This window comes from Cytobacillus sp. (assembly GCF_032154635.1).
In the GTDB taxonomy this organism is placed as follows: Bacteria; Bacillota; Bacilli; order Bacillales; family Cytobacillaceae; genus Cytobacillus.
In genome coordinates, this window is the sequence record NZ_JALDXW010000023.1 from 18,742 (window position 1) to 44,587 (window position 25,846).

The window sequence follows — 25,846 nt, forward strand, 5'->3', positions numbered from 1 at the left end:
GAGATGGTTCATTCCTATCAGGACAATATCACTATTTTTTTAAATTTGTCCGCCTTATACATACAAACTAGTACAATTTGTCCACGGGTGGTGCCAGGCACCGTTTTCTATGATAGAATATGCATAATATAGATTATTTTGGGAGGGTTGAGAGAAAAATGAAGAAAAAAGTCGCAACTTTTGCAACTGCTGCTCTTTTATCGGCTAGTTTTTCAACGAGTGCCTTTGCATCTACCTATACGGTACAAAAAGGAGATACGCTTTCAAGTATTGCCAAAAAGCACAATACGACCATTGATCAGCTTAAATCTTTAAACAATCTAACAACAGATTTCTTAGCTTCCAACCAAAAGCTAAAAGTTGCTCAATCCACTGCCCCTGCCGTTTCGAAAAAAGCAGCAGCAGCTTCCACTTTGCCGCAAGCTGTACAAGCCTACACAGTCGTTCAAGGTGACAATCTGAGCAAAATTGCCGCAAAACATGGAATCAAATTGGCTGACCTCATAGCTTGGAATAACTTAAAATCAGATATTATTTATCCCGGGCAAAGCTTAAAGGTGTCTGCTTCATCTACTGCACCATTAAAAGCACCTGCAGAGGAAGCTCCGCCTGCGCCTGCACCTGCTCCGTCACAAAACAATAATCAGACTACATACATAGTAAAGAGCGGGGATAGCCTTTCTCGAATTGCTTCTCAATTCGGAACAACGGTTCAGCAGCTGCAAAGCTTAAATAACTTAAAATCTGATTTAATTTATGCTGGTCAATCATTGCTCGTCAATGGACAAGGGAAGCCCGCAGCCGAGCAAAAGCCTTCGGTCAACGATCAAGTAACGAATACGGATTTGCCTTTATTAAATGAGGCACTCAAGCTAATCGGCACCCCTTACCAATATGGCGGTTCAAGCATTAATGCCTTTGATTGCAGCGGGTTTATTTATTATGTTTTCAACAAGGCAGGAAAAGCGATTAATCGTCTTTCCTCTGAAGGCTATTATAGCCGTTCCTATTATGTGGATACCCCGCAGCCTGGGGATTTAGTCTTTTTTGAAAATACGTATAAACCAGGAATTTCCCATATGGGTATTTACATAGGCGACAACCAATTTATCCATGCGAGCACATCAAATGGGGTAATGATTACAAAACTAAGTGATGCTTATTACCAAAAGCATTTTGATGGGTTTAAGCGATTCTACTAATTTAATAAAATGCTCTTACATGAAAAAGGATCCATCTTCAGCTGAGAAGATCGATCCTTTTCCCTTATGTCCACCCCTCACATACAAAACCACTCATTTTGTCCACGAGCGGTGCCAGGCACCATGTTTAAAAATGTTAATCAAACGTTTGATTAATATCTGCAAAGGGCTTTAAAAAACTTCATCCCATATATATTCTTCATCCTCATCCGTATAAAACATCGATATATGAGCATGTTCAAGGTTTAACTCTTCTTTTGTATACGTAACAAGATTGGAAAAGAGCTCCCTGTCCCTGTCTTCTTTCGCTTTGGATAGACGAACCGTTATAGCTGGTTTCTCTTCACTAATGGAGTACCCAATAGAAGATTCGGCTGTGTCACCAAACTTTTCTTGAATGTAAGGTACTAATGCCGGTTTTATTTCGGTATTTATATAATCGTCTTGCTTTTCAACGGTTAAGGAATCCTCCATTTTTTCCGTCTCTTTATTGAAATACACTTTAAATGTCTGATTATTATCCTTATTCCTTACCAATGCTGCATAATCAAAGTATCCGTAATTACCCATGTTATCATACAACGTATCGTAAATTTCATAATGCCCATCTTCAAAATTAGACTGCAAATACTCTTCAGCCTGGGCAATTACCTTTTCTTCTTCATCCTTATCAGGAGTCATTTCTATTATGAAAGTCATGACAAGAACAGCAGCCCCTGCTAGTAAAAGCCCAATGGCAATAAAGGCTGTCTTTAAATATTTATTCAAAACCACTCCTCCTTTCTGTCCATCTCCCGCACACAAACTCATTCCATTTGTCCACGGGCGGTGCCAGGCACCGGTGAAGGACACCGGTGAAAGGCACCGGCGAAAGATATTTAGGCTCCAACTGTTTGGATGTGTGTTTCTTCACCATTTTTAAATACGCGAAGGAACTCGTAGTCTTTCGGTCTGTGAATTTCGTATAATTTATACGTTTCTTGATTCTCCTTTCCAATGTCAGAGCTCTCATTCAAGTAAATAGAAAGTGCGTCTTCTTCTTCTTTCACATCGATGGAACCAAAGCTCTTTCCTTCATCAAGAAATTCCTGGCTTAAAAATAAATAAAACCTATCCTTCTTACCATTCAGGATATAAATCCCATTCCCTGTTCCATCTTCATTTATTTCCATCTGAGTAATAAAGTCTTTTACATTGGCCCTTGCCTTTTCTCGACTAATCTCTGAAAATGCCAATTTACCATCGTTCATATTGCATCCCATTAGCAGCAAAAGCATCAATGGCAATAACAATAATTTCTTCAATACTTCACCTCGTTATCGTTTCGAAAACTCTTGATTAACTTATTCTAGTATTTCTCCAAATATATCTAACACTATCTAAAACTAAATAACCGTTGCCCCAAGCGATTGTTCAAAATGGCTTAATGCCCACTCATGCCCTGCCTGATTAAAGGATGCGACTGCATCTTTATGAATGACCATTTTAAATCCTTTGTTATACGCATCTACTGCTGTGTGGAGCACACAAATATCAGTGCAAACCCCTACTAAATGAATCTCTTCAATTCCACGCTCACGTAATTTCATCTCTAAGTCCGTTCCAGCAAATGCGGAATATCTTGTTTTATCCATAAAGTATATATTTTCTGATCCTTTATTCGTTTCATACAGCTTTTTTAATGCACCGTATAAATCTCTTCCTTTTGTATGACGGATATTATGGGGAGGAAATAGTTTGGTTTCAGGATGATACGGATCTCCTTCCTCATGGACATCAACGGCAAACACTGTAAATTCCCCATTTGTGATAAATTCTTTTGTTAGATCAACCATTTTAGCTTCTAACGCCTGCCCTGGTTCCCCACAAGTCAACGCTCCATCAGTTGCGACAAAATCCTCTGTATAGTCAATATTAATTAATGCACGTTTTGACATATTAGCTCACCCCATTTTTTAATTTCTAAATAAATGGTAATTCAAGGGTGACTTTTTAGCAACTATCTTTCTTTGTCACGGCAAGGTTAGCTATCTCTATATCATTCCGTTACATTTTGAAAATTCCAACAAACATAGATAAGATAGAATAGAATAATCACACTTGGAGGGATAGTAATGGAACTAACTGTTTATTTAGCTGGGCAGATTCACGATAACTGGAGAGCGGAATTGGAGGAAAAGGCAAAGGAAAAAAATCTCCCATTAACATTTGTTGCACCTCAAACCAACCATGACCGGTCTGATAATATTGGTGAAGAGATTCTAGGGAAACAACCTGGCAGCCTTTATAAGGATGACGCAGCATCTGATATAAATAATTTCCGGACACAAGTTTTAATGAAGAAAGCCGATATCGTGATTGCCTTGTTTGGAGAAAAGTATAAACAGTGGAATACAGCGATGGATGCGACAACGGCCATTATGATGAATAAACCAACGATTATCATTCGACCTGAATCATTCATACACCCGTTAAAAGAGCTTTCCAATAAAGCAAATGTAACGGTAGAAACAGTTGATCAGGCATTGGATGTGATTCGTTATATTTTTGAATAAAGCATCACACGCTTTGAAAAGGCTCTGGAATGTCCTTGGAGCCTTTTCCGTTTTTCTAAGCATCTGTTCACAACCAATGTCGGATTGCTTCATTTCACTGTGCCTAAGTATTACATCGTACTAATTAGCCCGACCATTTCCTTTTTACACAGAAAAGAAATGGACAGACTACCCGCCATTTCTATTCGCTAGCTTTATTTCATTGTAACGATTAAAACGACGTTTAAGCGTTTGTATGAAGGAAGTCACGGACTAGCTTTAAATAATCTTCGTTTTCTTCTTGCTGGGGCGAGTGTCCGCTATTTTCAAAAATAACAAGCTTTGAATGAGGAACCTTCTCGGCAATTAGCTCAGAGCATTCTACAGGTGTGATCCAATCGTGCCTGCCTACCGTCACTAATGTCGGAACAGAGATTTTGTGTAGGTCAGGAACTAGATTAAAATCTGGTTTATTGTAGCGAAAGGCATAATTATGCGTCTCATATCGATAATAGATAGAATCCAGCCGAGCTTTTACTGCTTCCTCATCAAATTCGACCGTATAAAGCGGCTGAATAGCTGTGAACAAATCCTTTAGATCTTCATTCGATTCCACTTTCCCATCGAACAGCCTACGAATGCCATCTTCTGTTATTACCGGCAAATTACTCTCTAAAGCCCTGTCCACCGATAGATGATCAAATTTATTATCTGCAGCTGTATCACGTAATAATACATGGGTAACATGATCAGGATAGCGGAGCACATACTCAAGCGTTAGAAATCCGCCGTATGATCCGCCAAGAATCTTAATCGGGCCTCCGACTAAAGCTTTCCGCATTTCCTCAATATCTGCTGTCCATTGTTCATGCGTAAAGGGCGGATTTCCTCCTGATCGCCCAGATCCACGCATATCCATAAATACAAGACGGTATTTGTCACCCAGTGGTGAAAAAGATTTAATATCCCCACGGCAATCACTTAAACCCGGAGCGCCATGAATGAAAAAAATAGTCTCTCCATCAGGGTTCCCATGAATTTCATAGTAAAGCTCGTTATCATTAATAGTCATAAACATACTAGCTGCTCCTCTCATTATTTTTTAACAAATCTAGGATCGAGTGCATCACGTAAGCCATCGCCTAGAAAATTGTAGGCAAGAACCGCGATCGTAATGGCTGCTCCCGGTAAAATTCCAAGGACAGGCGCCGTCCAAATATATTGCTGGGAGTTTTGCAGCATATTGCCCCATGTCGGTGTTGGAGGCTGAATGCCTAGACCAAGATAGCTGATCGCACTCTCAGTAAGAATGGCTGCAGCAATTGTTAATGTTCCTGAGACAATAATAGATGGGATAATTTGCGGAATGATATATTTTGTTAAAATTCTGATCGATTTTGCACCAGATGCATTAGCTGCTTCAACAAACTCATATTCCTTCCATCTTAATGTCTCCCCATATACAACTCTCGCAATCTCCATCCAGCTAGATAAAGCAATAACGACAATCACCATAATCGGACTTGTCCCAAGAACAGTTAAGGCAACGAGAACAAAGAAAAAATTCGGAATCGCCATCATCGCCTCTGTAATTCTCATAAACACCGATTCTACAACCTTCCCAAAGAATCCAGCACAAGCGCCAACAAAGGTACCAATAAGTAAAGAAAATAGCATGGCTGCTAAGCCAACTAGTAATGTCACTCTCCCGCCATGAAGCATTCTGGCAAACACATCACGTCCAAGGTCATCTGTACCAAATGGATGCTGTAAAGACCAGCTAGCTAACGCACCTGCATCTTGAAGCTCCTCTGGATTCATAGACCACACGAAAGGGCCAAGAAAAACAACTGCATGTAATACAATCAAAAACCATAACGAAAAATAAGCCACTTTATTTTGACGTAATCGATGAAGTAAAGAATTCTTTCTTTTATTTGATTGAACTGCTACTCCGCTAGAAACATTTGATTGAGTAGATGCTTCCATTCACCTCACCTCCCCAGGCTGTTTATACATTTTTCACTCTTGGATCAATTCGAGAATAAACAAGATCTACAAATAAATTACACACAACGACCACAATTGTAATCATGACCGTCACACCCATCACAAGCGGATAATCTCTTCCTCTTGCCGCTTCAATAATTAACGTTCCGATTCCTGTCCAGCCAAAAATCGCTTCAGTAATTACTGCACCACTTAAAAGTCGCGGAATAAGAACACCGATGATTGTAACGACTGGAATTAAAGCATTACGCAAGGCATGGACATACAAGACAATGGACTCTTTTGCTCCCTTCGCCCGAACCGTACGTATATAATTTTGTGAGATGACTTCAAGCATGGATGATCGAGTAAAACGTACAATATTTGGAAGTACGGTAGTCGTTAAAATAAGGACGGGCAAAATTAAATGGGAGACCCAGCCCCATAAATCAAAGTCCGCTCCACGAGATCCAACACCTGATGAAGGCAGCCAGCCAAGAGTAATAGAGAATAGCAGAATCAGCATTAGCCCTAGCCAAAACGCTGGAACAGACAAGCCGATTACACTCATAAAATTAATCATATGATCCTGGGCTTTCCCTCTTTTAATCGCAGATAATACCCCCAAAAGAATGCCAATAATAACAGAAATAATAATAGTAAAAACAGTTAATTCAATTGTATAAGGAAGTCGTTCAATAATACGTTGAATAACTGGCTCGCTTGAAGTAAAAGATATTCCAAGATCCCCTTGAACCGCATTTGTGATCCAATCAATATATCGAACATATATGGGCTGGTCTAATCCTAATTTCTCAATCATTGCCTGACGTTCTTCCGGAGATGCTTCCATTCTCATCGTGCTTGCTGGTCCACCAGGTGCAAGGTTAATTAGAAAAAAGGTGATGACTGTTACAATAAGCAATAAAACAACACTTTGTCCCAATCGATTAAGCAAAAATCTTAGCACTTCATCTCCTCCTTACTTTCCTTGTGAGTGGAAGGGAAGTGTGTTGTTTGCACACTTCCATCTCTCTATTCCCTATTCCTCGATATACCATTCATGGATATAATGTAGGGCATCCCCAAATGCAAGGTCTGGAACACCTTTAAGTTTATCCACTCGTACTTGCGCTTCTTGCGGGTACCACAAGAACATATATGGCAGCTCCTCGGCCATTAATTTCTGGGCATCCATATAGATGGCTTTACGCTCTCCCACATCGCTCGCCTGTGCACCGGCATCAAGCAGCTTATCTAACTCCTCATTCTGATAGGCAGGTATATTCATACCTTTAATACTATTCGAATGCATATAGGCTGATAAATCTGGATCGGCAGGATATCTCCACCAGTTTAGGCTCATTTCATAATCCCGATTGACGACAACATCTTGAACCATCGCATTCCATTCCATCGCATTTAATTTAACATCAAGGCCGACCTTTACTAAGTATTGCTGTACCATTTGGGAAACAGCCTCCAGATCTCCTTGAATCCCTATTTCAAAGTCAATTTTAAACGGTTCTCCATCTTTATCGACAATGCCATCTCCATCTGTGTCTTTCCACCCGGCTTCAGCAAGAAGTTCTTTGGCACGCTCCGGATCGTAGTCATACCGAGTAACATCATTTGTATAATATTCTTTTAATGCTGGTGCAATCCCCGCATCGGCAATCGTCCCATATCCTTTTAGCACGGTATCAATGATGTTTTGACGGTCGATTGCATGAAGGATGGCTTGTCTAACCCGTACATCTTGATATTTTTCCATCGTTTGATTCACAATAAGCCAGAAGAAGCGCGTCGTCTCTCTTCCCTCTACAGTTACACCCTTTGCCTTTTCAATTCTTTCAAGTGCTGCCAAATCATCTAGAGCAAATATAGAGAGCTCTCCGCTTAATATCTGAGCAACATGTGTATTTGCATCGGCAAGAACTTTATACTCTACCTCATCAAGAAGAGCAGTCTCACCATAGAAATCATCATTTCTTTCGAGAACGACATTTTGACCAGAAGTATAGCTCTTTAACTTAAATGATCCGGTTCCTACTGGGTTCTTTTTATTAAAAGAAGTTAATTCCCAAGGATCATTTCCCTCAAAAATATGTTTTGGAAGAATTTCTGTATTAAAGCTTAAATATGCTGGTAAAGCAGCTACTGGGCTTTCCATTAGAAACTTTACTGTGTAGTCATCCACCACTTGAACTTCTTTAAGCTTTTGGAAGTACGAGGCATTATTTGCCCCTAACTCTTTATTTAAAACAATTTCATTAAAGGTATAGGCGACATCCTCTGCCGTGAATTTCTCCCCATCATGCCACAGAACATCGTTTCGCAAAAAGAAGGTCCATTCAAGGCCATCCTCTGAAGCCTCCCATTTTTCCGCTAGGTCAGGCGCCGGCACTAAATCTTTTCCAGGCTGCGTTAACCCTGAGAAGAGTACTCTATTGATGACATTGGATTCCGCATACGCATTTGGATGCCATGGATTAAATGTTGGGTCGGCAACAATCGGAATGGAAACCTTACCGCCTTTTTTAGGTCCGCCACCCGTGCTGTTCCCATTTTCCTTTTCTCCACTTGAAGTAGCGCTGTCTCCCCCATAGGAGCATGCTGCAAGAAGAACGATGGAGAGCAATAGGGTACTAAAGAATTTCCATTTGCTTTTCTTCATTTTCATCTACCCTCTCAAATTAATTTATTTTGCCCAAGTAGCCTCTAACACCCGGAAGATATTTCCGCCAACCACTTTGCGAATGTCTTCACGGCTATACCCTTTTTTCACTAACCAACGAACAATATTAGGGAAGCATTCCGCTGGGTTTTCAAGTCCTTTTACATATTCAACCTTGTGCAGGTTTGCCATTTGGGCACTCTTAATGGAAAGCTGGCCTGATAGAAGATCATGGATCCCGACGTGATCTCCGAATAACGTATCCGGGCCAAAGGCCACATGGTCGATTCCAACTAGATTGGCTGTGTACTCGAAATGCTCCATAAATGATTCGATATTATGTTCTGGATGATTATGAGTAATCGTTGAATGTGGAGCCGCTTCAATCGCAATTACTCCTCCTTTTTCCGCACAAGCTTTAATAACATCATCAGGCTTTAACCGTTTAGTATCCCAGAGAGCACGGGCTCCAGCATGGTTAATCGTGACAGGCTTTTCACTTGCCTCAATCGTATCTAATGATGTTTTATCCCCGGCATGAGACACGTCAATCGTAATTCCAAGCTTATTCATACGGCGAACAGCCTGTTTGCCAAATACCGTTAATCCACCATCATTCGGTTCTCGTAAACCCGATCCTAATTGATTCGCTTCAGAATAAACAATCCCCATCGTACGGATACCAAACCCATACAAAACATCTAATCGATCAAGCTCGTTTTCAATCATTGTGGAAGATTCCAATGCCCCAACAAAAGCGATCTTTCCTTCCTTTTTCGCGCGGTATAGATCGGAAATACGCTCTGCTTTAATGACCATGTCCTGATGGGCAATATCACTAAAACGAATCCCTAAGTCATGAATCACATCTGACCATTTCCAGCCTGCTTGTGAGGTGATCATTGCTGTTCCATCCATGAAGTTCTCGAAAATGACATCCAATCCGGATTGGCTCAATGCTTCAAAGCCTGTCCAATCACGTCCTTGGCGTCTAAATTCATAGAACTCCTGCAAATTCTCTGGCATAACAAATGTATGCTCATGCATGGAAACGATGTAATCCTGTTCTAAAATTTCTTGAACGGTTTCTTCTTCATCTGCCGATACGGGATAAACGTACGGTGCCACTCGATCATTTTCTTTCGATAATTTATACTCTTTATAATCCACACCAGCTTCTAAATACTGAAAAGATTTATACCCATCATACATTTTCTTATTTCCTTGCTTTGTCGTTTGTGTCATGTTAAAAACTCCTTTTCGTTTTTTAGACTGACTATTCTGTTTATAAAAACATTCAGATAACTAAAGAGGCAATTGTTCTACATTTCTTGAAGCAATCGCTTCTTTAAGTGTTTGTCCTTTTTCTAGTGGATAATGGCAAGCGACATGGTGTTTACTGCGTACTTCTACTAGCTGGGGCATTTCATTCTTACATCGTTCTGTTGCGAGTGGACATCTTGTACGAAAGCGACAACCAGATGGAGGATTAGCTGGAGAAGGTACTTCTCCTTTCAAAACAATACGCTCTTTTTTCAAACGTGGATCTGCTTCAGGAACAGTCGATAAAAGGGCTGCTGTATATGGATGAGCAGGGCTCTCGAAGATGTTGTCTGTTTCAGAAAGCTCAACGAGTTTTCCTAAGTACATCACTCCAACACGATCCGATATATGCCTCACTACATTTAAACCGTGGGCAATAAAAAGTAAGGTCAGCCCTAATTCTTTTTTTAGCTTCATTAATAAATTGATTACTTGTGATTGGACTGAAACATCCAGTGCAGATACAGGTTCATCAGCAACAACAAACTCTGGATTTAACGCAAGGGCTCTTGCAATTCCCACTCTTTGCCGCTGCCCCCCAGAAAATTCGTGCGGGTAACTATTGTAACGGCTAGGATCAAGCCCCACCAATTCAAGCATGTCCTTTACTTTCTTTTCCTTTTCAGCGCCTTTAGCCACGCCATGGATTTCATACATTTCACCGATTATTTGTCCGATTGTAAAACGAGGGTTCAGCGAACCAAATGGATCCTGGTAGATGATTTGCATCTGTTTTCGAAGTTTCCTAAGTTCATGTTTTTTATGTAATAATATATTCGTATTATGATAAAAAACCTGTCCCCCTGTCGGCTCTTGTAACCTCAAAATATTCCTGCCAAGTGTCGACTTCCCACAGCCTGATTCACCAACAAGTCCTAATGTTTCTCCTTTGTAAATGTTAAAAGAAACATCATCAACAGCCATAACTACCTTTTTTTCTTTTTTAAAATAACCGCCTCCTTTGATTGGAAAGTGTTTTTTTAAATTCTCGATTCTCAGAAGTGGTTCTGTGCTGTCATGAGCAAACTCCTGTGGATTAAGATTCAATGGATACACCCCCTTCTTCATCCATATGCAGTAAGCTGTTATCCATCAGATAGTCGACATGCCAGCAGGCAACCTGCCTGTCTCCTCTCTGCTCCAAAGGCGGTTCATCGAGATGGCATTTATCTGTTGCAAAGGGGCAGCGAGGAGAAAAACGGCAGCCCGCTGGAATCTCATTCAAACTAGGAATAGACCCCTTTATAGATTTCAAAGGAACGCCGCGCTCTCCGTTCATTTTAGGTACGGACTCCAATAATCCCTTTGAGTATGGATGTAATGGCTGATCAAAAATATCATTTGTGTCGGCAATTTCCATCACTTTCCCTGCATACATAATAATAATTCGGTTTGCCATCTCCGCAGCAACACCAATATCATGTGTAATGAGAAGGATGGACATATGACGTTCTTCTCGTAATTTGCGTAAAAGCTCTAATATTTGCGCCTCAATCGTAACGTCCAAGGCTGTAGTCGGTTCATCTGCAATTAGAAGCTCCGGCTCGGAAGCTAACGCAATGGCAATCATTACCCTCTGCCTCATTCCACCTGATAATTCGTGCGGATATTGTTTCAATCGGGCCTTAGGATCTGAAATACCTACCAGACGGACAAGTTCTTCCGCCCGATTCCATGCCTCCTTCTTACTAAGTGAATGATGGAAAAGAATAGCTTCTTTAATTTGCTTTCCGATGGTAAAAACAGGATTAAGTGCTGTGAGCGGTTCTTGAAATATCATTGATATTTTTGACCCTCGAATCCTCCTCATTTCCTCGCTATTTTTGGTCGTGATTTCCTCATTATTGAATTTAATTTCTCCGTCAATGATTCTTCCATTTTCATATTCTACAAGACGCATAATGCTCATTGATGTGACACTTTTCCCACTGCCTGATTCGCCAACAATGCAAATCGTCTCGCCCTTTTTTATATCAAAAGAAACACCATCTACAGCTCTGACAAATCCCTCCTTTCCTTGATAACCAGTGACAAGATTTTTCACTTCCAGAATCTTATCCAAATGATTTCCTCCTCCCCACTAAGATAAGTTATTCATTAAATAATTTCTTCTAGATGGAAAAAAGACTTTGCTTAAAATAAAATTCATATTTTCCTGATATTCTTTCAGTATCGGAAGAATTTTCTTTGCCTGTTCGTCTGTTAAACGATAGTCTGGGCCAGCAACTGATAAAGAGCCAAGAATATTATTCTTTTTATCAAACAAAGGAATAGATACAGCAGCCACTTCCTCAAACGTTTCACTGGATGTATAGAACCAGCCTTGCTTTTTAATAAATTCAAGCAAAACTTGGAAGCTTTCTTTTGTATCAATCTGTCTCGCTTTGTTTTCTATCCCGTGGTCGATAATTTTGTTCTGAATGTCTGGGGGAAGATGTGCTAGAATCACTTTGTGTGAAGCACCAATATACAAGGGACTTCTCTTTCCAACCGATTCCGAAAAACGAACACTTTTTTCACTCTCCACGATTTTCAAGTATAGACCTTCTTCATTATCAACAATGGTCAGAACGACACTTTCCCCTGTTCCTAAAGCAATCCGCTTCATAATGGGCTGAATCATCTCAGATATCTTCAGATTTTCTTCCACCACATTACCAAGCTCCATAAATTTGATCCCTAATTCATATTTGTTTGTTTCGGTGTTTTGAACAATGTATCCCTTCTCCTCAAATGTGGAGAGAATACGATGAACAATCGTATGACTCATATCTAAATATCTCGCCAGATCCCTTAATCCCCAAGAGGGTTTCTCCGCTGTAAATGCATCTAATATACTAAGGGCTTTACTTACCGTTTTAGAGCTCAACATCCCACACCCTTCGTGGTTCGATATTCGAACCAGTGTTATGAATTTTATAATGTTTTTCTAATAATATCACTATAAAAAATATTGTAAATACTTTTTATTTATTTTTTTAAAATTTCTGACTGTTTTAAATAAGCACAGTCAACTTTTTCTGTATTTCTGATCTCGAGCATCCATGGTATGATGAGGATAAAAATTTTGAGGGGGGTTTTTGCATTGATACGATTCGGGATAATTGGGACAAATTGGATTACCGAGAGATTATTAAGCGCTATACGTGAAATGGATGATTTTTCATTAACGGCTGTATACTCTCGATCAGAAGAGAGAGCTCGGGAGTTTGCTTCCAAATATGGCGCAGCTGCTATTTTTACAGATATAGAGCAAATGGCGAATAGCAATGAAATGGATGCCGTTTATATTGCCAGCCCTAATTCTCTTCACGCCAAACAGGCGATTACTTTTTTAAGTAATGGCAAGCATGTGCTTTGTGAAAAACCAATGGCATCTAATACAGCTGAAGTCGAGGCCATGATTCAGGCTGCCGGTCAAAATCATGTTTTACTGATGGAAGCATTGAAGACAACTTTCCTGCCAAACTTCAAAAGCATTCAAGAGAATATACATAAAATTGGCAGAGTGCGCCGTTATGTGGCCAATTACTGTAAATATTCCTCCCGATATGACGCCTACAAGCAGGGGGAGGTTTTGAATGCCTTTAATCCTGTCTTTTCGAACGGATCCTTAATGGATCTCGGTGTTTACGGGGTTTATCCGATGGTTGTTTTGTTTGGAGAACCGGTTGAAATTAAAGCAAATAGTGTCATGCTTGAATCGGGTGTGGATGGTGAAGGCAGTCTTCTAGCAACATACCGCGACATGGAGGCAGTCATCATGCATTCAAAAATTAGTGACTCCTACGTCCCATCTGAAATTCAAGGAGAAGAAGGATCCATTATAATTAATAATATTTCTAACCCCGATAAGGTGGAAATTCGATATAGAGATGGTCGCCGAGAGGATATTTCTATTAAAGATGACAAGGAAGCAATGTATTATGAGGTTAAAGAATTTATCGATCTAATAAAAACCGGCCAGGTTGAATCAAATGTAAATTCCTATCAGCATTCAACCATTACAGCAAAAATTTTAGAGGATGCACGGAAACAATTTGGTCTTTACTATCCCGCAGATAAAGTGTAACTCCATTTAGCGGGGGTTTCCGGCGTACAGGATGTGGCAGTGCCGACATGAAGAGCAAATCAGCTATATAGAAAAAGGAATAGTGGAATTCGAAGTGAATGGGAAAAAGAAAATTCTGTGTGCAGGAGATGTACAGTACATTCCTTCTAACGTGCAGCATCGTGTGAAAGTAGTGGAGGAATGTGTGATATTGGATGTTTTCACACCGATCCGTAAAGATTTATTGCAAGTGTAAGGTCAACAGGAAGGGGTTTTAGCCCCTTCCTATTTTTTATGGAGGATTCTCACGTCGTCTCCACCGATGATTACCATATCTGTCATATCGATAAACAATCCTGTTTCTACAACACCTAGTAATAATTTTAATTGTTTATGCAGCTCTTGAGGATTTAGGATGACATCAAATGTACAATCTAAAATATAGTTGCCATTGTTAGAAACGAAAATCTCCCCTTCCCTTCTTCTTAATTCTGGAACTGCACCAAGCTGTGCAATCTTCTGTGCCGTCACTTCCCATCCGAAAGGAACGACTTCAACTGGGAGTGGGAACTTACCTAATTGCTGCACAAGCTTGGACTCGTCAGCAATAATGATAAGCTGTTTTGCATGTGCATCAACAAGCTTTTCACGAAGAAGCGATCCGCCTCCGCCTTTTATAAGATTAAAATGAGGGTCAACTTCATCAGCACCATCGATAGCAATGTCTAGACTTTGAACTTCGGAAAAGTCTGTAAGCGAAATGTTAAAATCTTTGGCCCATCCCTCCGTTCTTACGGAAGAAGGAATCCCTTTAATGTTCAAGCCTTGCTCCACTAGCTCGCCCATTTTTTTCAAAAGCCAATATACGGTTGAACCTGATCCTAATCCAATGATCATCCCATCCTGTATAAATTCAGCTGCCTTTTCTCCAGCTGCCTTTTTACGTAAATCTGTTTGGTTTAACAATGGAAGCACCTCGATTTTGTCGGTTTTATTAAGTATATCAAAGTAAAAAGGCGAATGTAATATGTTTCCATGCCTTTTGCTGCGCTACGAATAAACCTTCTTATCCTGATAATAATGCGCCCTCCCCCCTGTCCCTTTCCAGCCGAACTACATATATAGCTGATAAAACGGTGGTGCAAATAAATGAATGTAAAATCAGGCAATGTAGAACAGTTTAAGTCCTATTCCCAGTTTAAGAATCTGCAAGAGTTTAATGCCCATATCAAGATGTGGCTGGCGGTGCATAAAAACAAGCTCACTAAAGGAGAATTAGTCGGGCTAAAACGGCTCATCCGCTTTGCTGCGAAAGTGCCTGGTGTATGCAATGCGAAAATTGGCACCGTGTTAAAGGCGATTCATGAAGAATATGGCGGAAACGGAATATCCCGTTCCACATTTAAACGAATGATTGCTAAAGCGACTTCCCTCGGAATTCTGACGGTGTACGAAACAGAGAGAAAAAATGGTTCTCAGTCTAGTAATCTATATATATTTAATTGTTTTCCTACTAGTGAACCACCTAAAATGAAAAAAATGAACCACCTTAATAAAACTAGCCATCTTTCTAAAACAAATAAAAAAGATAATAAAAAACGTAAGGAGGATGAGCTTGACCATACCTATACAAGTGACCGTGTTCCTCATGCATTTATGCAAGTAGTAAAATGCTTCTTTCCTGAAATGAAAAGGATTGAAGAATTCTGGCGAATGGCAATCATTGCTGCTTATAGCCATAACCGTGAGAGTGAAGAAAAAATGATAACGACATTAGCCATTCATTCCTTTAAGCAGCTCATCCGAAAAATGAAGTCAGCCATTGAAATAAAGAATCCCATTGCCTATTTCTACGGAATCTTACATAAAAAATTAGAAGAGCTCTATTTTGAGGAGCTATTCGAGCTCGGCTTTTCTACTGAAAAGGAGCAAATTTCTTACGTGCATTTTAAAAGATCTTAAAATGCCTATCACAGGCAACGATTGTACCAAAAAAAGCCGAACATCCTATTATTTTGGTCAAAACTCTCTTTTTAAAGCTATTTTTATGAACTTGCCCTTTTTTCCGTGTAAAATTGGATTTTGCTCTGTTCGCTGAACACGCTGTATTCCATTATGGTGGAGTTAACCCGGGAATACATGAGCAAAGCGCGCTTTCTGAAGGGATTAACCATGGAAAGCTTTGAGCAACTCACTACTCAATATACACCGATGATTTACAAAATTATTTCGTCTTTAAATATTTATATGAACAAAGATGAGTTCTTTCAAATCGGTCTTATCGCATTATGGGAGGCGTATAAACGGTTTGATCCGGAGAAAGGGAATTTCACCAATTATGCCTACACCTTTATTAAGGGAAGACTTCTCACTGAAATGAGCCAAGCGAATCGGTATATCGAAAATACGTACACTGTGAATGAGGAAATCTTCGACTTCATAGCGGATGAGTTCAGCTGCTGTCCGTTGGAAGAGGACATTCTCCTCTCCTATTGCCAGGCGGCAGCTCTGACCGAAAATCAGACAAAGTGGGTTCTTTATACATGCTTAAAGGATTGTAGTGTGAAGGAAATAGCCGAAATAGAGCAGGTTTCTCTATCAGCAGTGAAAAGCTGGCGAGCCGGAGCAAGAAAGAAGCTTAAAAAAGCAAGGCAAGAAAATAGGCTGTTTTAAGTTTTAGTCAAGAAGCAAGAGGCGAGACCGCTTGTTCTCTTGCTTCTCTCGAATTGTTCATTAGAATGTAACAATTCCTGCTTCCTCAGTCAAACCTAGGTATTTCGTAGCATCATTCAAACAAATGTTGTCTTTCTCATTAAAAAAATTTCCCCTTGGAAACTTAAATGAACTACTCTATATGTAAGAATTACTCCTAATGTTATCTAATAATTTTGAAAGGAGGGAATAAGTGGACAACTCAAAGTTAAAGTATATCGGTTACACGTTAAAGAAACTGAGAAAGTCGATGCTGTTGACACAGCAGGAGCTTGCCTTCGAAAGCGGCCTTGACATAAGAACCATATGCTTGCTGGAGAATAATAAGCAGGAACCGCTTTTGGGTACGCTTTGCTCCCTAGCCGAAGCATTAGAAATGGAGCCTTCTGAATTTATGAAAGAAATTGAAAAAGATGTACGTTGCGCCGGGATTCATAAACAAAAATTTGAATAGCTCCATGTTCATATGGAGTAGTAATCATTTCATAAAGGAGTCGATTCGCTTGATTATGCTGAGACACTATATGATCAACAAGTATTTCATGGAAATGACAGGCTATTATGACCGCAACGGAAAATTATGTACCCTCGTCACAGAAACAGGAAAGACCTTCATGGTCGACAAATCGCCTCTTGAAATCATCAAGGTCAACATTATGTGTGCTGGATATGATTTAAGAGGGGCGATGGAAACTGCCAAAAAGCTATTAGGCAATATTTATCATTGTCCTATTTTAGTTAACCCAATCGATCGAATTGTCTTATTTCCTACCCTATCACCTAAGCATACCGAGTGCGTATGGTACAACCCCGTTCACATCAAAAGAACAAGCAGCCTCAACCACCAAACATTCATCATGTGCAGCAACGGCAAAACGAAACTCATCAGAGCCAAACTATCATCATTCAACTGTAAAATCAAGAGAGCCGAACAGCTAGAAGCCATGACAAGAGTTACCAGCTTTTTCATCCTTAACAAAAGAAGCGATAGTGTCCTGAACAATAAAATGTTGGAGTTCTATTATACGTAGAGAGTGCTTGGCTTTTTTCATAACATAAAGAAAAGCCATGCAGAGAGATTGTTCAACAAATAAAGGAGAAGCAATTACTGTCATTGCCTCTCCTGGTTTCTTTAGAATTTTTTTAAGTTGGCTTCATTCTTCCAATCTATTTAGAAGAGACTTTACATGCTAGATTTGCAGTAGTAACCATATATTTGCTTTAAGGTCTGAACTTACATCAAAAACACTAATTACTAACTTTAGCCACTCAGCATTAGAAGTCTCCTTTATTTTTCTTGTGTCATCTACTCTAGCTTACTCATTAAATAACGAACTGTATCCTTACCCACTATAAAGCTATTTACTTACTGAAAGATAAAAAGAGCCGCCCCGCATGAAGGGCGACTACTCTTTCATTAGGCAGCATGTCCATTAAATTCCGCTCTTTGATCTTTTTTTGAAGCATCAATCATAAGGAATATTGCAGACAGTATATGCATGATCATGCCAACAAACGGAATCCAAGCAATACAAGAAGTAACAATTCCTAGTATACTCCCTACTGAAGCACCACCGTCTTTTTTAGTTAAAACTAGAGTAATAATATGTAATACTAACATAATAGCTAAAGGTATCCATGCAAGGCTAACAATAATCGTTGCACCTAGGACAGGAATCCCCAAAATTGCTTCTAAAGCACCAGTTAACCACTTCAATATTCTTGAAGGAGACATTGTAAAACACCACCTTTTTTAAAATTTTTGAAAAATTCATATTAATCGTAACACTATTTACCTAATTTGTCTTTCATTTACATGAAATTTTACCTATGTATTTACTAAATTTGCATATAAGCTTTTTAAAAATACAAACTATCTATTGGTCTACTTGATAATTTTCCACATGCGATTAGATTTCTTCATTCTAACATAAGTGCCGAAACATAATAAAAGGGAGCCACCGCATATAACGGCAACTCCCTTTCTATCATACCCACGAGACACAATTTGAAGCAAAAAAAGAATGCAAAGATGGACGTTCCTCATATACAATTATTAAACCAAAATGAAATAAATTTAACAGCACCACTCAAATTTAATAGGATACAGTTATGGCTGTAAATTAATTATATGTCCATCCTATCTTGTTGAAAATTATTCTAAGCAAAAATATTCATTTCATTTGCTAATGGCAGAATAAAAATATAGTGTTTGGCAGTTAATTTAAGCAACTCATGGGTTTGTGTCCAGGGTAATTATTAAAAATTTGTTCTAAGAAAACAGGATCCTTTTAATCTTCCTTTATAAAAATAGCATCTTTATGAATAAATTTCTCATGTCCAGTTGAAAGGTTATCTAGAATTACAATTTCCTCTTTACCTATTAACTCCCTAACAAGATGGCTAGCAATATAAACTGCTCTACCAACTACAAGAATCATTTAGTTTTCTTCTCATAATTTAAGGCTGCCCAATATAAGAGGCAGCCCTTTAATATGCGTTTCGATTAACAAACCCATTAATTATCGTTTTATATATAATCTTAAGATCAAACAGTATCGTCCAATGTTCTATATAAAATATATCATGTTCAATCCGATCAGCAATAGATGTATCTCCTCGAAGCCCTGATACTTGTGCCCAGCCAGTGATACCCGGACGGACGTGATGTTTAATCATATATTTTGGAACCTCTTCTTTAAATTGATCAACAAAATAAGGTCTTTCCGGTCTTGGACCGACTACACTCATTTCACCTTTTAACACATTAAAAAATTGCGGTAGCTCATCCAAACTCGTTTTTCTTAAAAAACTACCAAACCTTGTTCTTCTTGGATCGTTTTCAGTTGTCCATTGAGTATCAGATTGTGTCTTAGGCATATGTTTCATCGAACGGAATTTATACATTGAAAACGTTCGCCTATTTAACCCTACACGCTCTTGTTTGAAAATAATTGGCCCTGGAGAGGATATTTTTAAAATGAGTGCAATGATAAGCATAATTGGTGATGTTATTAGGATGGCAACGATAGCAAAGAATATATCAAAAGCTCTCTTAAAAACTCTATTGGATGCTTCATCGAGTGGAACATCTCTGATACCAATTATAGGTAGGTCACCTAAACTTTGAAAGTACGGTGTTGCAGGTAATATATCATAAAAGTCTGGAATAATAGAAACACGCACTCCTGCTTTCTCGCACTGGATAATAATTTCTTTGTACTTAGGATAAACAAAAAGAGGTAAAGCAATAATTACTTCATCAACTAAATTCGAAGAAAGAACTTTTTCAAGTTCATTAACCTTCCCTAAAATTGGTTTATATCCATCATTAAGTTTAGTACAGTAATCATCTAAAAAACCAATTACTTCTATGCCGAATTCAGGATTCCCCTGAAGATTTTGGTAATATCTCTTCCCAACTTTTCCTGCTCCTGCAATCAAGATAAATTGTTTGTTATAACCTTTTCTCCGAAAATATCTAAGTGTTTGTTTGACAATATATCGATAAAGAGACGTACATAGAAACGCTAATATAAAGAATATAAAAAGGAATAATCGTGAAATATCAACAGATTTTACAGTGTATAAAACACTAAGCAAAATAAAAATGCTAAATAAATGAGCTTGAAAAAGCTTAGCTAATTCCGTAGCAAACTTTGCTTTTCTTTTAGGTATATACAATGTACTTATGTATGCAATTAGTATAAATGAAAATCCATAAATAATACCCCAAAACCAATAATTGGAGAAGGGTAAATGTGTGGTTGACTGTCCTTCATCAAAACGCATAATCCAAGCAAGAATAAAGGCTGCCTGTATACAAAGAAAGTCTACCCCTGCATAGATTTGTGTAATAAACTTTTCTTTTCCCCTAATCATTTCAATCACCATTAAACGGTTATTTTTTCAAAAAATTTTTTATATATTCATAACCCAACTTCAATAAAATGCCGGAATATACCATTAAATTAACTATAAAGAGCTGCCTTTTAGCAAAATGTTTTCTATGAAACAAATACATTGCCCTATGAAATTCATAAACGATTTTAAACGGCTTTTTTCGACTACTAGCACCTTTGTAATGTATTATACTTACATATGGGTAGTAAATGATCTTCCAGCCTGTAGCTTTAATTCTATAACACCAGTCAATGTCCTCTCCATACATAAAAAAACTTTCATCTAGTAATCCTACTTGAGATATTGCCTCTCTTCTAACAAGCATAAAAGCACCTACTAAACAATCAACCTCATGAATTTCGTTCATATTTAAATGGCTTAGATGATATCCATTAAATCGAGGATTATCAGGATATCGTTTTGCAAGTCCACTCATGTAATAGAAAGAGGCAGAAGGAGTTGGGAATCCTCGATGACATGCTTTATCCAAAGAACCATCTGGGAGCAAAACTTTACATCCACTTGCACCAACATCTTTGTTATCATCCATAAACCGAACAATTGTATCTATCGACCTATTTTTCACTATTGTATCAGAATTTAATAGTAAAACATAGCGTCCCTTCGATAAATTAATAGCTTGGTTATTTGCTTTAGAAAACCCTAAATTTTCTTCATTTTTAATTATAATTACGTCTTTAAACTTTTCCTTGATTGCTGCAACAGATCCATCCGTTGAATTATTGTCCACAAGAAAAATTTCAAATGAAGAAAACATCTTACTTTTATAAATTGAATTTATACATTCCATTGTTATTTTTTTTGTATTATAGTTTACAATAATAATACTTATATCCAGTTCAATCACCTCTATAAAGCGGACTACCCTATTAACTTACTTTTACATTTTATCATTTACCATCATACGACTATTCAAAAAAATAAACAATCTCACATACGAGATTGCCTATTTTCTCTTTTCCCCTATTTGTTATTAATAAACTCACTCAGCGCTTCTCTCCATGGCCGAAGTTGTCCAAAACCATTAACTCTCATTGCAAAGTTATCCAAAACAGAATACGATGGTCGAGTGGCTTTATTAGGGAATTCCTCTGTTGTTAATGGAGTAACTTTTACCTCTAAACTTGACTCTTCAAAGATTGCTTTCGAAAAATCATACCAAGTGCATGATCCACTATTGGTTGCATGATAAATCCCATACTTTTCCGTCTGAATTAAGCGAACAATAAATTGAGCTAAATCAACTGTATAAGTTGGAGAGCCAACTTGATCATTAACAACACCTAACTTATTCTGATCCTTCGCAAGTCTTAGCATTGTATGAACAAAGTTATTCCCATGTTCACCATACACCCATGCAGTTCGAACAATAAAGTATTTTGTACTAAGAGTTTTAGTAAGTTCTTCCCCAGCATATTTTGATTTGCCATAAACACCTAAAGGATTTATTTGATCATACTCTTTGTATGGTTCTTTTCCACTCCCATCAAATACATAATCAGTACTGATATAGCACATTTTTGCTCCATACATCTCAGCAGCAACGGATAAATTTCTTTGTCCCCAGGCATTTACAGCAAATGCAATATCTTCATTAGACTCAGCCAAATCCACCTTTGTATAAGCTGCTGCATTAATAATAACATCAGGTCTTATTTTATGAACAATTGCATGTACAGCCTCTTGATTTATTATATCTAACTCTGATTTTGTATATGCATATGTTTCCATCGGATAATTTTTCAATAGATTAACAAGATCTTGCCCTAACTGACCGTTTGAACCTGTAACTAAGACCCTCATTGTTTTTTATCCAGCCATTTGCTATATTGCTTTGAATAATAAACCTGATATTCACCGTTCAAGATATCCTCCCACCAAGAACGATTATCTAAATACCAATCAATTGTTTGCTCTAACCCTGTTTCAAATGTATAAATAGGTTCCCAACCAAGAGTTGTGACAAGCTTTGTTGGATCAATTGCATAGCGTTTATCATGCCCGAGTCTATCTTCAACATACGATATTAATGATTCCGATTTCCCTAAATGAGTAAGGATAGCCTTTACCACTTGTATATTTGTTCTTTCATTATGACCACCAACATTATAAACTTCACCGTTGACACCTTTATGAATTACTAAATCAATAGCCCTACAATGATCTTCCACATGTAACCAATCCCGAACATTCTGCCCGTCTCCATAGACTGGGAGAGGCTTATCATTCAATGCATTAATAATCATTAGTGGAATTAGCTTCTCAGGGAAATGGAATGGTCCATAATTATTGGAACAACGAGTAATATTAACAGGCAAACTAAAGGTTTCATAGTATGCCCTAACAAGTAAATCTGCCCCTGCCTTACTTGCACTATATGGGCTATTGGGAGCCAATGGGGTTTTCTCCGTGAAAAAACCCTCCTTACCTAATGAACCATATACTTCATCCGTTGAAACCTGAACATACTTTTGAATTTTATACTTTTTAGCTGCATCTAGTAGTACCTGAGTTCCCTGAATGTTAGTCTTAATAAATATCCCAGGATCCAATATACTACGATCCACATGGGATTCTGCTGCAAAGTTAACAACTATATTTATTTTCTCAGCAAAAATAGATTCAACCAATTCAGTATCAGTAATATCACCCTTTATAAACTTATAATTTGCCTTCTCTTCTAATTCTTTAAGATTATTAAGGTTTCCAGCATAAGTTAGTGCATCTAAATTAATAATTTCATATTCAGGATACGTACGTACCATATAATTCACAAAATTACTTCCAATAAATCCTGCTCCACCTGTTACTAGAATTTTCATCAAACTCATTCCTTACTTTTATAAATAAATTGACTCATTGTATCTTTTAATAGTGGATGATTTTTATCTTTATCCGACAGGATTGGATTACTAGTTGGCCAAGTAATACCTAAATCAGGATCATTCCAATATATCCCTCTATCATGGTCAGGTGAGTAGTAATTATCTACCTTATATTCAACTTCAGTATTGTTAACAATTGTACAATAGCCATGAGCAAACCCTTTAGGGACAAGTAATTGCCGCTTATTGTCCTCACTTAAAATAAAACCTTGCCATTTTCCATAAGTTGGGGATCCATTACGAATATCAACTACCACATCATAGATGGCCCCTCTAGTAGCTCTTACAAGTTTTGTTTGAGCATAAGGTTCTAATTGATAGTGAAGCCCTCTTACTGTCCCACTCTCCATAGACAAAGAATGGTTATCTTGGATGAAATTATATGAAAATCCTTGTGCTTTAAATAATTTTGTATTATAACTTTCCATAAAAAAACCACGGTTATCTTTATAAACTTTGGGTTCAAATAGATATACATCTAATAAATCCGTATCTATAAAACTCACTATTAAATCCCCTCACAGTCTTCGATTAGCTAATTCGATTAAGTATTTTCCATATCCGTTCTTCTTTAACGGCTCAGCTAGATTCAACAACTGTTCTCTAGAAATATAACCTTTTCTAAAAGCAATTTCCTCTAAACAAGCAACTTTCAAACTTTGACGGCTTTCAATTGTCTCTATAAATGTTGATGCTTCTAGAAGAGATTCATGCGTACCAGTATCCAACCATGCAAACCCACGACCTAATAGTTCCACATTCAGGTCCCCAAATTCTAAATAAGCCTTATTTATATCGGTTATCTCTAATTCTCCCCTTGCAGAGGGTTTAATGGACTTTGCAATTTCAACAACTCGATTATCATAAAAATACAATCCAGTTATAGCATAACTCGACTTTGGTTTTTCAGGTTTCTCTTCTATTGAAATAACTTTACCAGAATCGTCAAACTCCACAACACCAAATCGCTCAGGATCTTTTACATTATAACCAAAAACAGTTGAGCCACTATCACGTTTTGCAGCTTTCTCTAACATAGAAGTAAATCCCTGTCCATAAAATATATTATCACCTAATATTAAAGCTACCGAATCTTTCCCAATAAACTTTTCACCAATGATAAAGGCTTGTGCCAGTCCATCAGGGGTGGGCTGTACCTCATATGATAATTTAATACCAAGTTCATTTCCATTCCCCAAAAGTTGCTCAAAGCGAGGAGTATCCTCAGGAGTGGAAATAATTAGTATTTCTTTAATACCAGAAAGCATTAAAATTGAAAGTGGATAATATATCATCGGCTTATCATATATTGGTAGTAATTGTTTTGATACTGATCTTGTTAATGGATAAAGACGTGTACCACTACCGCCCGCTAAAATTATTCCCTTCAATGCATACACCTCTATGATTTTTAAATTCTAAGTAAAATGATTGAATCGCTTCTACAACCTTTAGTATGTCTTTTCTGGACATATTGAAATATAACGGAAGTCTTAACAATTGTTCACTTTCATTTGTAGTGAATATATCATTTCCATTAAAAGTTCCAAATTTCTTTCCAGCATCTGAATTGTGAAGTGGAATATAGTGAAAAACTGCCAAAATATCTTTAGATTTTAAATAATCAATTAACCTTGATCTTTCTTCAAGTCCTCTGGTTTTGATATAAAACATATGGGCATTATGTTTGCATTCATCAGGAATTACAGGTAGTGTAAGATAACCCTTTTCAACTAGACTATGAAGTTTATCGAAATAAAGATCCCAACTGCCTAATCTATTTCTATTTATTTGTTCAACACTTTCTAATTGAGCATACAAACATGCAGCATTTATTTCACTAGGTAAATAGGAGGAACCTACATCTACCCAACTGTATTTATCAACTTGTCCTCTAAAAAACCTTGATCTATTTGTTCCTTTTTCACGAATAATTTCTGCACGTTCTACAAATCTCTCATCATTTATTAATAAGGCTCCTCCCTCTCCGCAGGTATAATTTTTCGTTTCATGAAAACTATAGCATCCAAAATGTCCAATAGTACCCAGGGCTTTACCTTTATAGAAACTATTTACCCCTTGTGCAGCATCCTCCACCACTATCAAATTATATTTTTGAGCTATTTCCATTATCTTATCCATTTCGCATGATACACCAGCATAGTGAACTGGAACTATTACTTTTGTACGCGCTGTGATTGCAGCCTCTATTTTATTTTCGTCGATATTCATAGTATCTGGACGAATATCAACAAATACAATTTTTCCGCCTCTTAAAACAAATGCATTAGCTGTTGAGACAAATGTATAGGAAGGCATAATAACCTCATCTCCAGGTTGAATATCAGCTAAGAGTGCAGCCATTTCAAGTGCATGCGTACAAGAAGTAGTTAATAGAGCCTTTTTACAACTATAGTTTTCTTCAAACCATTTGCTACATTTGGAAGTGAAGCTACCATCACCAGATAATTTACTTTTTTTAAGAACTTCTTGTATATAAATAATTTCTTTTCCTGTAACAGCAGGAACATTAAATGAAATCATTTTCT

At 37.8% G+C, this 25,846-nt stretch carries 29 protein-coding genes; 8 read left to right on the forward strand and 21 right to left on the reverse strand.

Annotated elements, in window-relative coordinates:
* The first annotated feature begins 158 nt into the window (after nucleotides 1-158).
* A complete protein-coding gene (locus tag RUH74_RS15815) occupies nucleotides 159-1,202 on the forward strand; it encodes a C40 family peptidase (protein ID WP_313801671.1) in 1,044 nt (347 codons plus the stop codon).
* Nucleotides 1,203-1,373: 171 nt separating this feature from the next.
* Here RUH74_RS15815 and RUH74_RS15820 read toward each other — a convergent pair whose 3' ends face one another.
* From RUH74_RS15820 to RUH74_RS15830, 3 genes are all read right to left on the reverse strand, one after another.
* Nucleotides 1,374-1,970 carry a hypothetical protein gene (locus tag RUH74_RS15820; RefSeq protein WP_313801673.1) on the reverse strand — a complete coding sequence of 199 codons (597 nt, stop codon included), beginning with the start codon at nucleotides 1,968-1,970 and terminating at the stop codon, nucleotides 1,374-1,376.
* Between the two features lie 110 nt (nucleotides 1,971-2,080).
* Complete coding sequence (locus RUH74_RS15825; RefSeq protein WP_313801675.1) at nucleotides 2,081-2,506, reverse strand: hypothetical protein; 426 nt, start codon at nucleotides 2,504-2,506, stop codon at nucleotides 2,081-2,083.
* Nucleotides 2,507-2,587: 81 nt separating this feature from the next.
* The gene (locus tag RUH74_RS15830) at nucleotides 2,588-3,139 is read right to left on the reverse strand and encodes a cysteine hydrolase family protein (protein WP_313801677.1); all 552 of its coding nucleotides are present in this window, start codon (nucleotides 3,137-3,139) and stop codon (nucleotides 2,588-2,590) included.
* Nucleotides 3,140-3,316: 177 nt separating this feature from the next.
* Between RUH74_RS15830 and RUH74_RS15835 the strand changes: the two genes are divergently transcribed.
* The gene (locus RUH74_RS15835) at nucleotides 3,317-3,757 is read left to right on the forward strand and encodes a YtoQ family protein (RefSeq protein WP_313801679.1); all 441 of its coding nucleotides are present in this window, start codon (nucleotides 3,317-3,319) and stop codon (nucleotides 3,755-3,757) included.
* 223 nt (nucleotides 3,758-3,980) lie between these two features.
* Here RUH74_RS15835 and RUH74_RS15840 read toward each other — a convergent pair whose 3' ends face one another.
* The 8 genes from RUH74_RS15840 to RUH74_RS15875 all read right to left on the reverse strand — a co-directional run bounded on the left by RUH74_RS15840 (nucleotide 3,981) and on the right by RUH74_RS15875 (nucleotide 12,597).
* On the reverse strand, nucleotides 3,981-4,814 hold the full coding sequence (locus tag RUH74_RS15840; protein ID WP_313801681.1) for an alpha/beta fold hydrolase: 834 nt from the start codon (nucleotides 4,812-4,814) through the stop codon (nucleotides 3,981-3,983).
* Between the two features lie 17 nt (nucleotides 4,815-4,831).
* A complete protein-coding gene (locus tag RUH74_RS15845; protein WP_313801683.1) occupies nucleotides 4,832-5,725 on the reverse strand; it encodes an ABC transporter permease in 894 nt (297 codons plus the stop codon).
* Nucleotides 5,726-5,747: 22 nt separating this feature from the next.
* Nucleotides 5,748-6,695 carry an ABC transporter permease gene (locus RUH74_RS15850; protein ID WP_313801685.1) on the reverse strand — a complete coding sequence of 316 codons (948 nt, stop codon included), beginning with the start codon at nucleotides 6,693-6,695 and terminating at the stop codon, nucleotides 5,748-5,750.
* A 72-nt stretch (nucleotides 6,696-6,767) separates the two neighbouring features.
* Nucleotides 6,768-8,402 (reverse strand): ABC transporter substrate-binding protein, encoded by a 1,635-nt coding sequence (locus RUH74_RS15855; protein WP_313801687.1) that lies wholly within the window; start codon nucleotides 8,400-8,402, stop codon nucleotides 6,768-6,770.
* Between the two features lie 24 nt (nucleotides 8,403-8,426).
* Nucleotides 8,427-9,647 carry a dipeptidase gene (locus RUH74_RS15860; RefSeq protein ID WP_313801689.1) on the reverse strand — a complete coding sequence of 407 codons (1,221 nt, stop codon included), beginning with the start codon at nucleotides 9,645-9,647 and terminating at the stop codon, nucleotides 8,427-8,429.
* A 60-nt stretch (nucleotides 9,648-9,707) separates the two neighbouring features.
* Nucleotides 9,708-10,772: an ABC transporter ATP-binding protein gene (locus RUH74_RS15865; protein ID WP_313801690.1), complete on the reverse strand. Its 1,065-nt coding sequence runs from the start codon at nucleotides 10,770-10,772 to the stop codon at nucleotides 9,708-9,710.
* Entirely contained in the window at nucleotides 10,762-11,787 is a 1,026-nt protein-coding gene (locus RUH74_RS15870) for an ABC transporter ATP-binding protein (protein ID WP_313801692.1), read from the reverse strand. The genes RUH74_RS15865 and RUH74_RS15870 overlap by 11 nt, the downstream gene beginning before the upstream one ends.
* 18 nt (nucleotides 11,788-11,805) lie before the next feature.
* On the reverse strand, nucleotides 11,806-12,597 hold the full coding sequence (locus tag RUH74_RS15875) for an IclR family transcriptional regulator (protein ID WP_313801694.1): 792 nt from the start codon (nucleotides 12,595-12,597) through the stop codon (nucleotides 11,806-11,808).
* 213 nt (nucleotides 12,598-12,810) lie between these two features.
* On the opposite strand from RUH74_RS15875, the gene RUH74_RS15880 reads away from it, so the two are divergent.
* Both RUH74_RS15880 and RUH74_RS15885 read left to right on the forward strand, forming a co-directional pair.
* The gene (locus RUH74_RS15880; protein WP_313801696.1) at nucleotides 12,811-13,797 is read left to right on the forward strand and encodes a Gfo/Idh/MocA family protein; all 987 of its coding nucleotides are present in this window, start codon (nucleotides 12,811-12,813) and stop codon (nucleotides 13,795-13,797) included.
* Between the two features lie 31 nt (nucleotides 13,798-13,828).
* Entirely contained in the window at nucleotides 13,829-14,032 is a 204-nt protein-coding gene (locus RUH74_RS15885) for a cupin domain-containing protein (RefSeq protein ID WP_396230070.1), read from the forward strand.
* Nucleotides 14,033-14,061: 29 nt separating this feature from the next.
* On the opposite strand, the gene rpiA is transcribed toward RUH74_RS15885, so the two are convergent.
* Nucleotides 14,062-14,742, reverse strand: a complete 681-nt coding sequence (rpiA, locus tag RUH74_RS15890; protein WP_313801698.1) for a ribose-5-phosphate isomerase RpiA — start codon at nucleotides 14,740-14,742, stop codon at nucleotides 14,062-14,064.
* A 183-nt stretch (nucleotides 14,743-14,925) separates the two neighbouring features.
* Between rpiA and RUH74_RS15895 the strand changes: the two genes are divergently transcribed.
* The 4 genes from RUH74_RS15895 (at nucleotide 14,926) to RUH74_RS15910 (ending at nucleotide 17,519) form a co-directional block, all read left to right on the forward strand.
* Nucleotides 14,926-15,738 carry a hypothetical protein gene (locus RUH74_RS15895; RefSeq protein WP_313801700.1) on the forward strand — a complete coding sequence of 271 codons (813 nt, stop codon included), beginning with the start codon at nucleotides 14,926-14,928 and terminating at the stop codon, nucleotides 15,736-15,738.
* Between the two features lie 210 nt (nucleotides 15,739-15,948).
* Nucleotides 15,949-16,449, forward strand: coding sequence for a sigma-70 family RNA polymerase sigma factor (locus tag RUH74_RS15900; protein WP_313801702.1), 501 nt, complete (start codon nucleotides 15,949-15,951; stop codon nucleotides 16,447-16,449).
* 232 nt (nucleotides 16,450-16,681) lie between these two features.
* Complete coding sequence (locus tag RUH74_RS15905; protein WP_313801704.1) at nucleotides 16,682-16,942, forward strand: helix-turn-helix domain-containing protein; 261 nt, start codon at nucleotides 16,682-16,684, stop codon at nucleotides 16,940-16,942.
* Nucleotides 16,943-16,997: 55 nt separating this feature from the next.
* Nucleotides 16,998-17,519 (forward strand): competence protein ComK, encoded by a 522-nt coding sequence (locus RUH74_RS15910; protein WP_313801758.1) that lies wholly within the window; start codon nucleotides 16,998-17,000, stop codon nucleotides 17,517-17,519.
* A gap of 386 nt (nucleotides 17,520-17,905) precedes the next feature.
* Here RUH74_RS15910 and RUH74_RS15915 read toward each other — a convergent pair whose 3' ends face one another.
* From RUH74_RS15915 to rffA, 9 genes are all read right to left on the reverse strand, one after another.
* Nucleotides 17,906-18,223 carry a hypothetical protein gene (locus RUH74_RS15915; protein WP_313801706.1) on the reverse strand — a complete coding sequence of 106 codons (318 nt, stop codon included), beginning with the start codon at nucleotides 18,221-18,223 and terminating at the stop codon, nucleotides 17,906-17,908.
* Nucleotides 18,224-18,779: 556 nt separating this feature from the next.
* Nucleotides 18,780-18,929 carry a hypothetical protein gene (locus tag RUH74_RS15920; protein ID WP_313801708.1) on the reverse strand — a complete coding sequence of 50 codons (150 nt, stop codon included), beginning with the start codon at nucleotides 18,927-18,929 and terminating at the stop codon, nucleotides 18,780-18,782.
* 49 nt (nucleotides 18,930-18,978) lie between these two features.
* On the reverse strand, nucleotides 18,979-20,370 hold the full coding sequence (locus tag RUH74_RS15925) for an undecaprenyl-phosphate glucose phosphotransferase (protein WP_313801710.1): 1,392 nt from the start codon (nucleotides 20,368-20,370) through the stop codon (nucleotides 18,979-18,981).
* Nucleotides 20,371-20,389: 19 nt separating this feature from the next.
* Nucleotides 20,390-21,250, reverse strand: a complete 861-nt coding sequence (locus RUH74_RS15930) for a glycosyltransferase family 2 protein (protein ID WP_313801760.1) — start codon at nucleotides 21,248-21,250, stop codon at nucleotides 20,390-20,392.
* Between the two features lie 125 nt (nucleotides 21,251-21,375).
* Entirely contained in the window at nucleotides 21,376-22,215 is an 840-nt protein-coding gene (gene rfbD, locus RUH74_RS15935; RefSeq protein ID WP_313801712.1) for a dTDP-4-dehydrorhamnose reductase, read from the reverse strand.
* A complete protein-coding gene (gene rfbB, locus RUH74_RS15940) occupies nucleotides 22,212-23,234 on the reverse strand; it encodes a dTDP-glucose 4,6-dehydratase (protein WP_313801714.1) in 1,023 nt (340 codons plus the stop codon). Before rfbB ends, rfbD begins: the two co-directional genes overlap by 4 nt.
* Before the next feature lie 5 nt (nucleotides 23,235-23,239).
* Nucleotides 23,240-23,803, reverse strand: coding sequence for a dTDP-4-dehydrorhamnose 3,5-epimerase (gene rfbC / locus RUH74_RS15945; RefSeq protein WP_313801716.1), 564 nt, complete (start codon nucleotides 23,801-23,803; stop codon nucleotides 23,240-23,242).
* 12 nt (nucleotides 23,804-23,815) lie between these two features.
* On the reverse strand, nucleotides 23,816-24,688 hold the full coding sequence (gene rfbA, locus RUH74_RS15950) for a glucose-1-phosphate thymidylyltransferase RfbA (protein WP_313801718.1): 873 nt from the start codon (nucleotides 24,686-24,688) through the stop codon (nucleotides 23,816-23,818).
* Nucleotides 24,660-25,841: a dTDP-4-amino-4,6-dideoxygalactose transaminase gene (gene rffA, locus RUH74_RS15955; RefSeq protein ID WP_313801720.1), complete on the reverse strand. Its 1,182-nt coding sequence runs from the start codon at nucleotides 25,839-25,841 to the stop codon at nucleotides 24,660-24,662. The genes rfbA and rffA overlap by 29 nt, the downstream gene beginning before the upstream one ends.
* Nucleotides 25,842-25,846 lie beyond the last annotated feature (5 nt).

What these genes read in the sequence shown, in the direction of transcription:
- RUH74_RS15895 (WP_313801700.1), top strand. Translation starts at nt 14,926, where the DNA reads ATGAATGTAAAATCAGGCAATGTAGAACAGTTTAAGTCCTATTCCCAG.
- rfbD (WP_313801712.1), bottom strand. Translation starts at nt 22,215, where the DNA reads ATGAGGGTCTTAGTTACAGGTTCAAACGGTCAGTTAGGGCAAGATCTT.
- RUH74_RS15830 (WP_313801677.1), bottom strand. Translation starts at nt 3,139, where the DNA reads ATGTCAAAACGTGCATTAATTAATATTGACTATACAGAGGATTTTGTC.
- RUH74_RS15885 (WP_396230070.1), top strand. Translation starts at nt 13,829, where the DNA reads ATGTGGCAGTGCCGACATGAAGAGCAAATCAGCTATATAGAAAAAGGA.
- RUH74_RS15815 (WP_313801671.1), top strand. Translation starts at nt 159, where the DNA reads ATGAAGAAAAAAGTCGCAACTTTTGCAACTGCTGCTCTTTTATCGGCT.
- RUH74_RS15925 (WP_313801710.1), bottom strand. Translation starts at nt 20,370, where the DNA reads ATGATTAGGGGAAAAGAAAAGTTTATTACACAAATCTATGCAGGGGTA.
- RUH74_RS15855 (WP_313801687.1), bottom strand. Translation starts at nt 8,402, where the DNA reads ATGAAGAAAAGCAAATGGAAATTCTTTAGTACCCTATTGCTCTCCATC.
- RUH74_RS15875 (WP_313801694.1), bottom strand. Translation starts at nt 12,597, where the DNA reads ATGTTGAGCTCTAAAACGGTAAGTAAAGCCCTTAGTATATTAGATGCA.
- RUH74_RS15840 (WP_313801681.1), bottom strand. Translation starts at nt 4,814, where the DNA reads ATGTTTATGACTATTAATGATAACGAGCTTTACTATGAAATTCATGGG.
- rfbB (WP_313801714.1), bottom strand. Translation starts at nt 23,234, where the DNA reads ATGAAAATTCTAGTAACAGGTGGAGCAGGATTTATTGGAAGTAATTTT.
- RUH74_RS15860 (WP_313801689.1), bottom strand. Translation starts at nt 9,647, where the DNA reads ATGACACAAACGACAAAGCAAGGAAATAAGAAAATGTATGATGGGTAT.
- RUH74_RS15845 (WP_313801683.1), bottom strand. Translation starts at nt 5,725, where the DNA reads ATGGAAGCATCTACTCAATCAAATGTTTCTAGCGGAGTAGCAGTTCAA.
- RUH74_RS15920 (WP_313801708.1), bottom strand. Translation starts at nt 18,929, where the DNA reads ATGATTCTTGTAGTTGGTAGAGCAGTTTATATTGCTAGCCATCTTGTT.
- RUH74_RS15900 (WP_313801702.1), top strand. Translation starts at nt 15,949, where the DNA reads ATGGAAAGCTTTGAGCAACTCACTACTCAATATACACCGATGATTTAC.
- RUH74_RS15910 (WP_313801758.1), top strand. Translation starts at nt 16,998, where the DNA reads ATGCTGAGACACTATATGATCAACAAGTATTTCATGGAAATGACAGGC.
- RUH74_RS15915 (WP_313801706.1), bottom strand. Translation starts at nt 18,223, where the DNA reads ATGTCTCCTTCAAGAATATTGAAGTGGTTAACTGGTGCTTTAGAAGCA.
- RUH74_RS15835 (WP_313801679.1), top strand. Translation starts at nt 3,317, where the DNA reads ATGGAACTAACTGTTTATTTAGCTGGGCAGATTCACGATAACTGGAGA.
- rffA (WP_313801720.1), bottom strand. Translation starts at nt 25,841, where the DNA reads ATGATTTCATTTAATGTTCCTGCTGTTACAGGAAAAGAAATTATTTAT.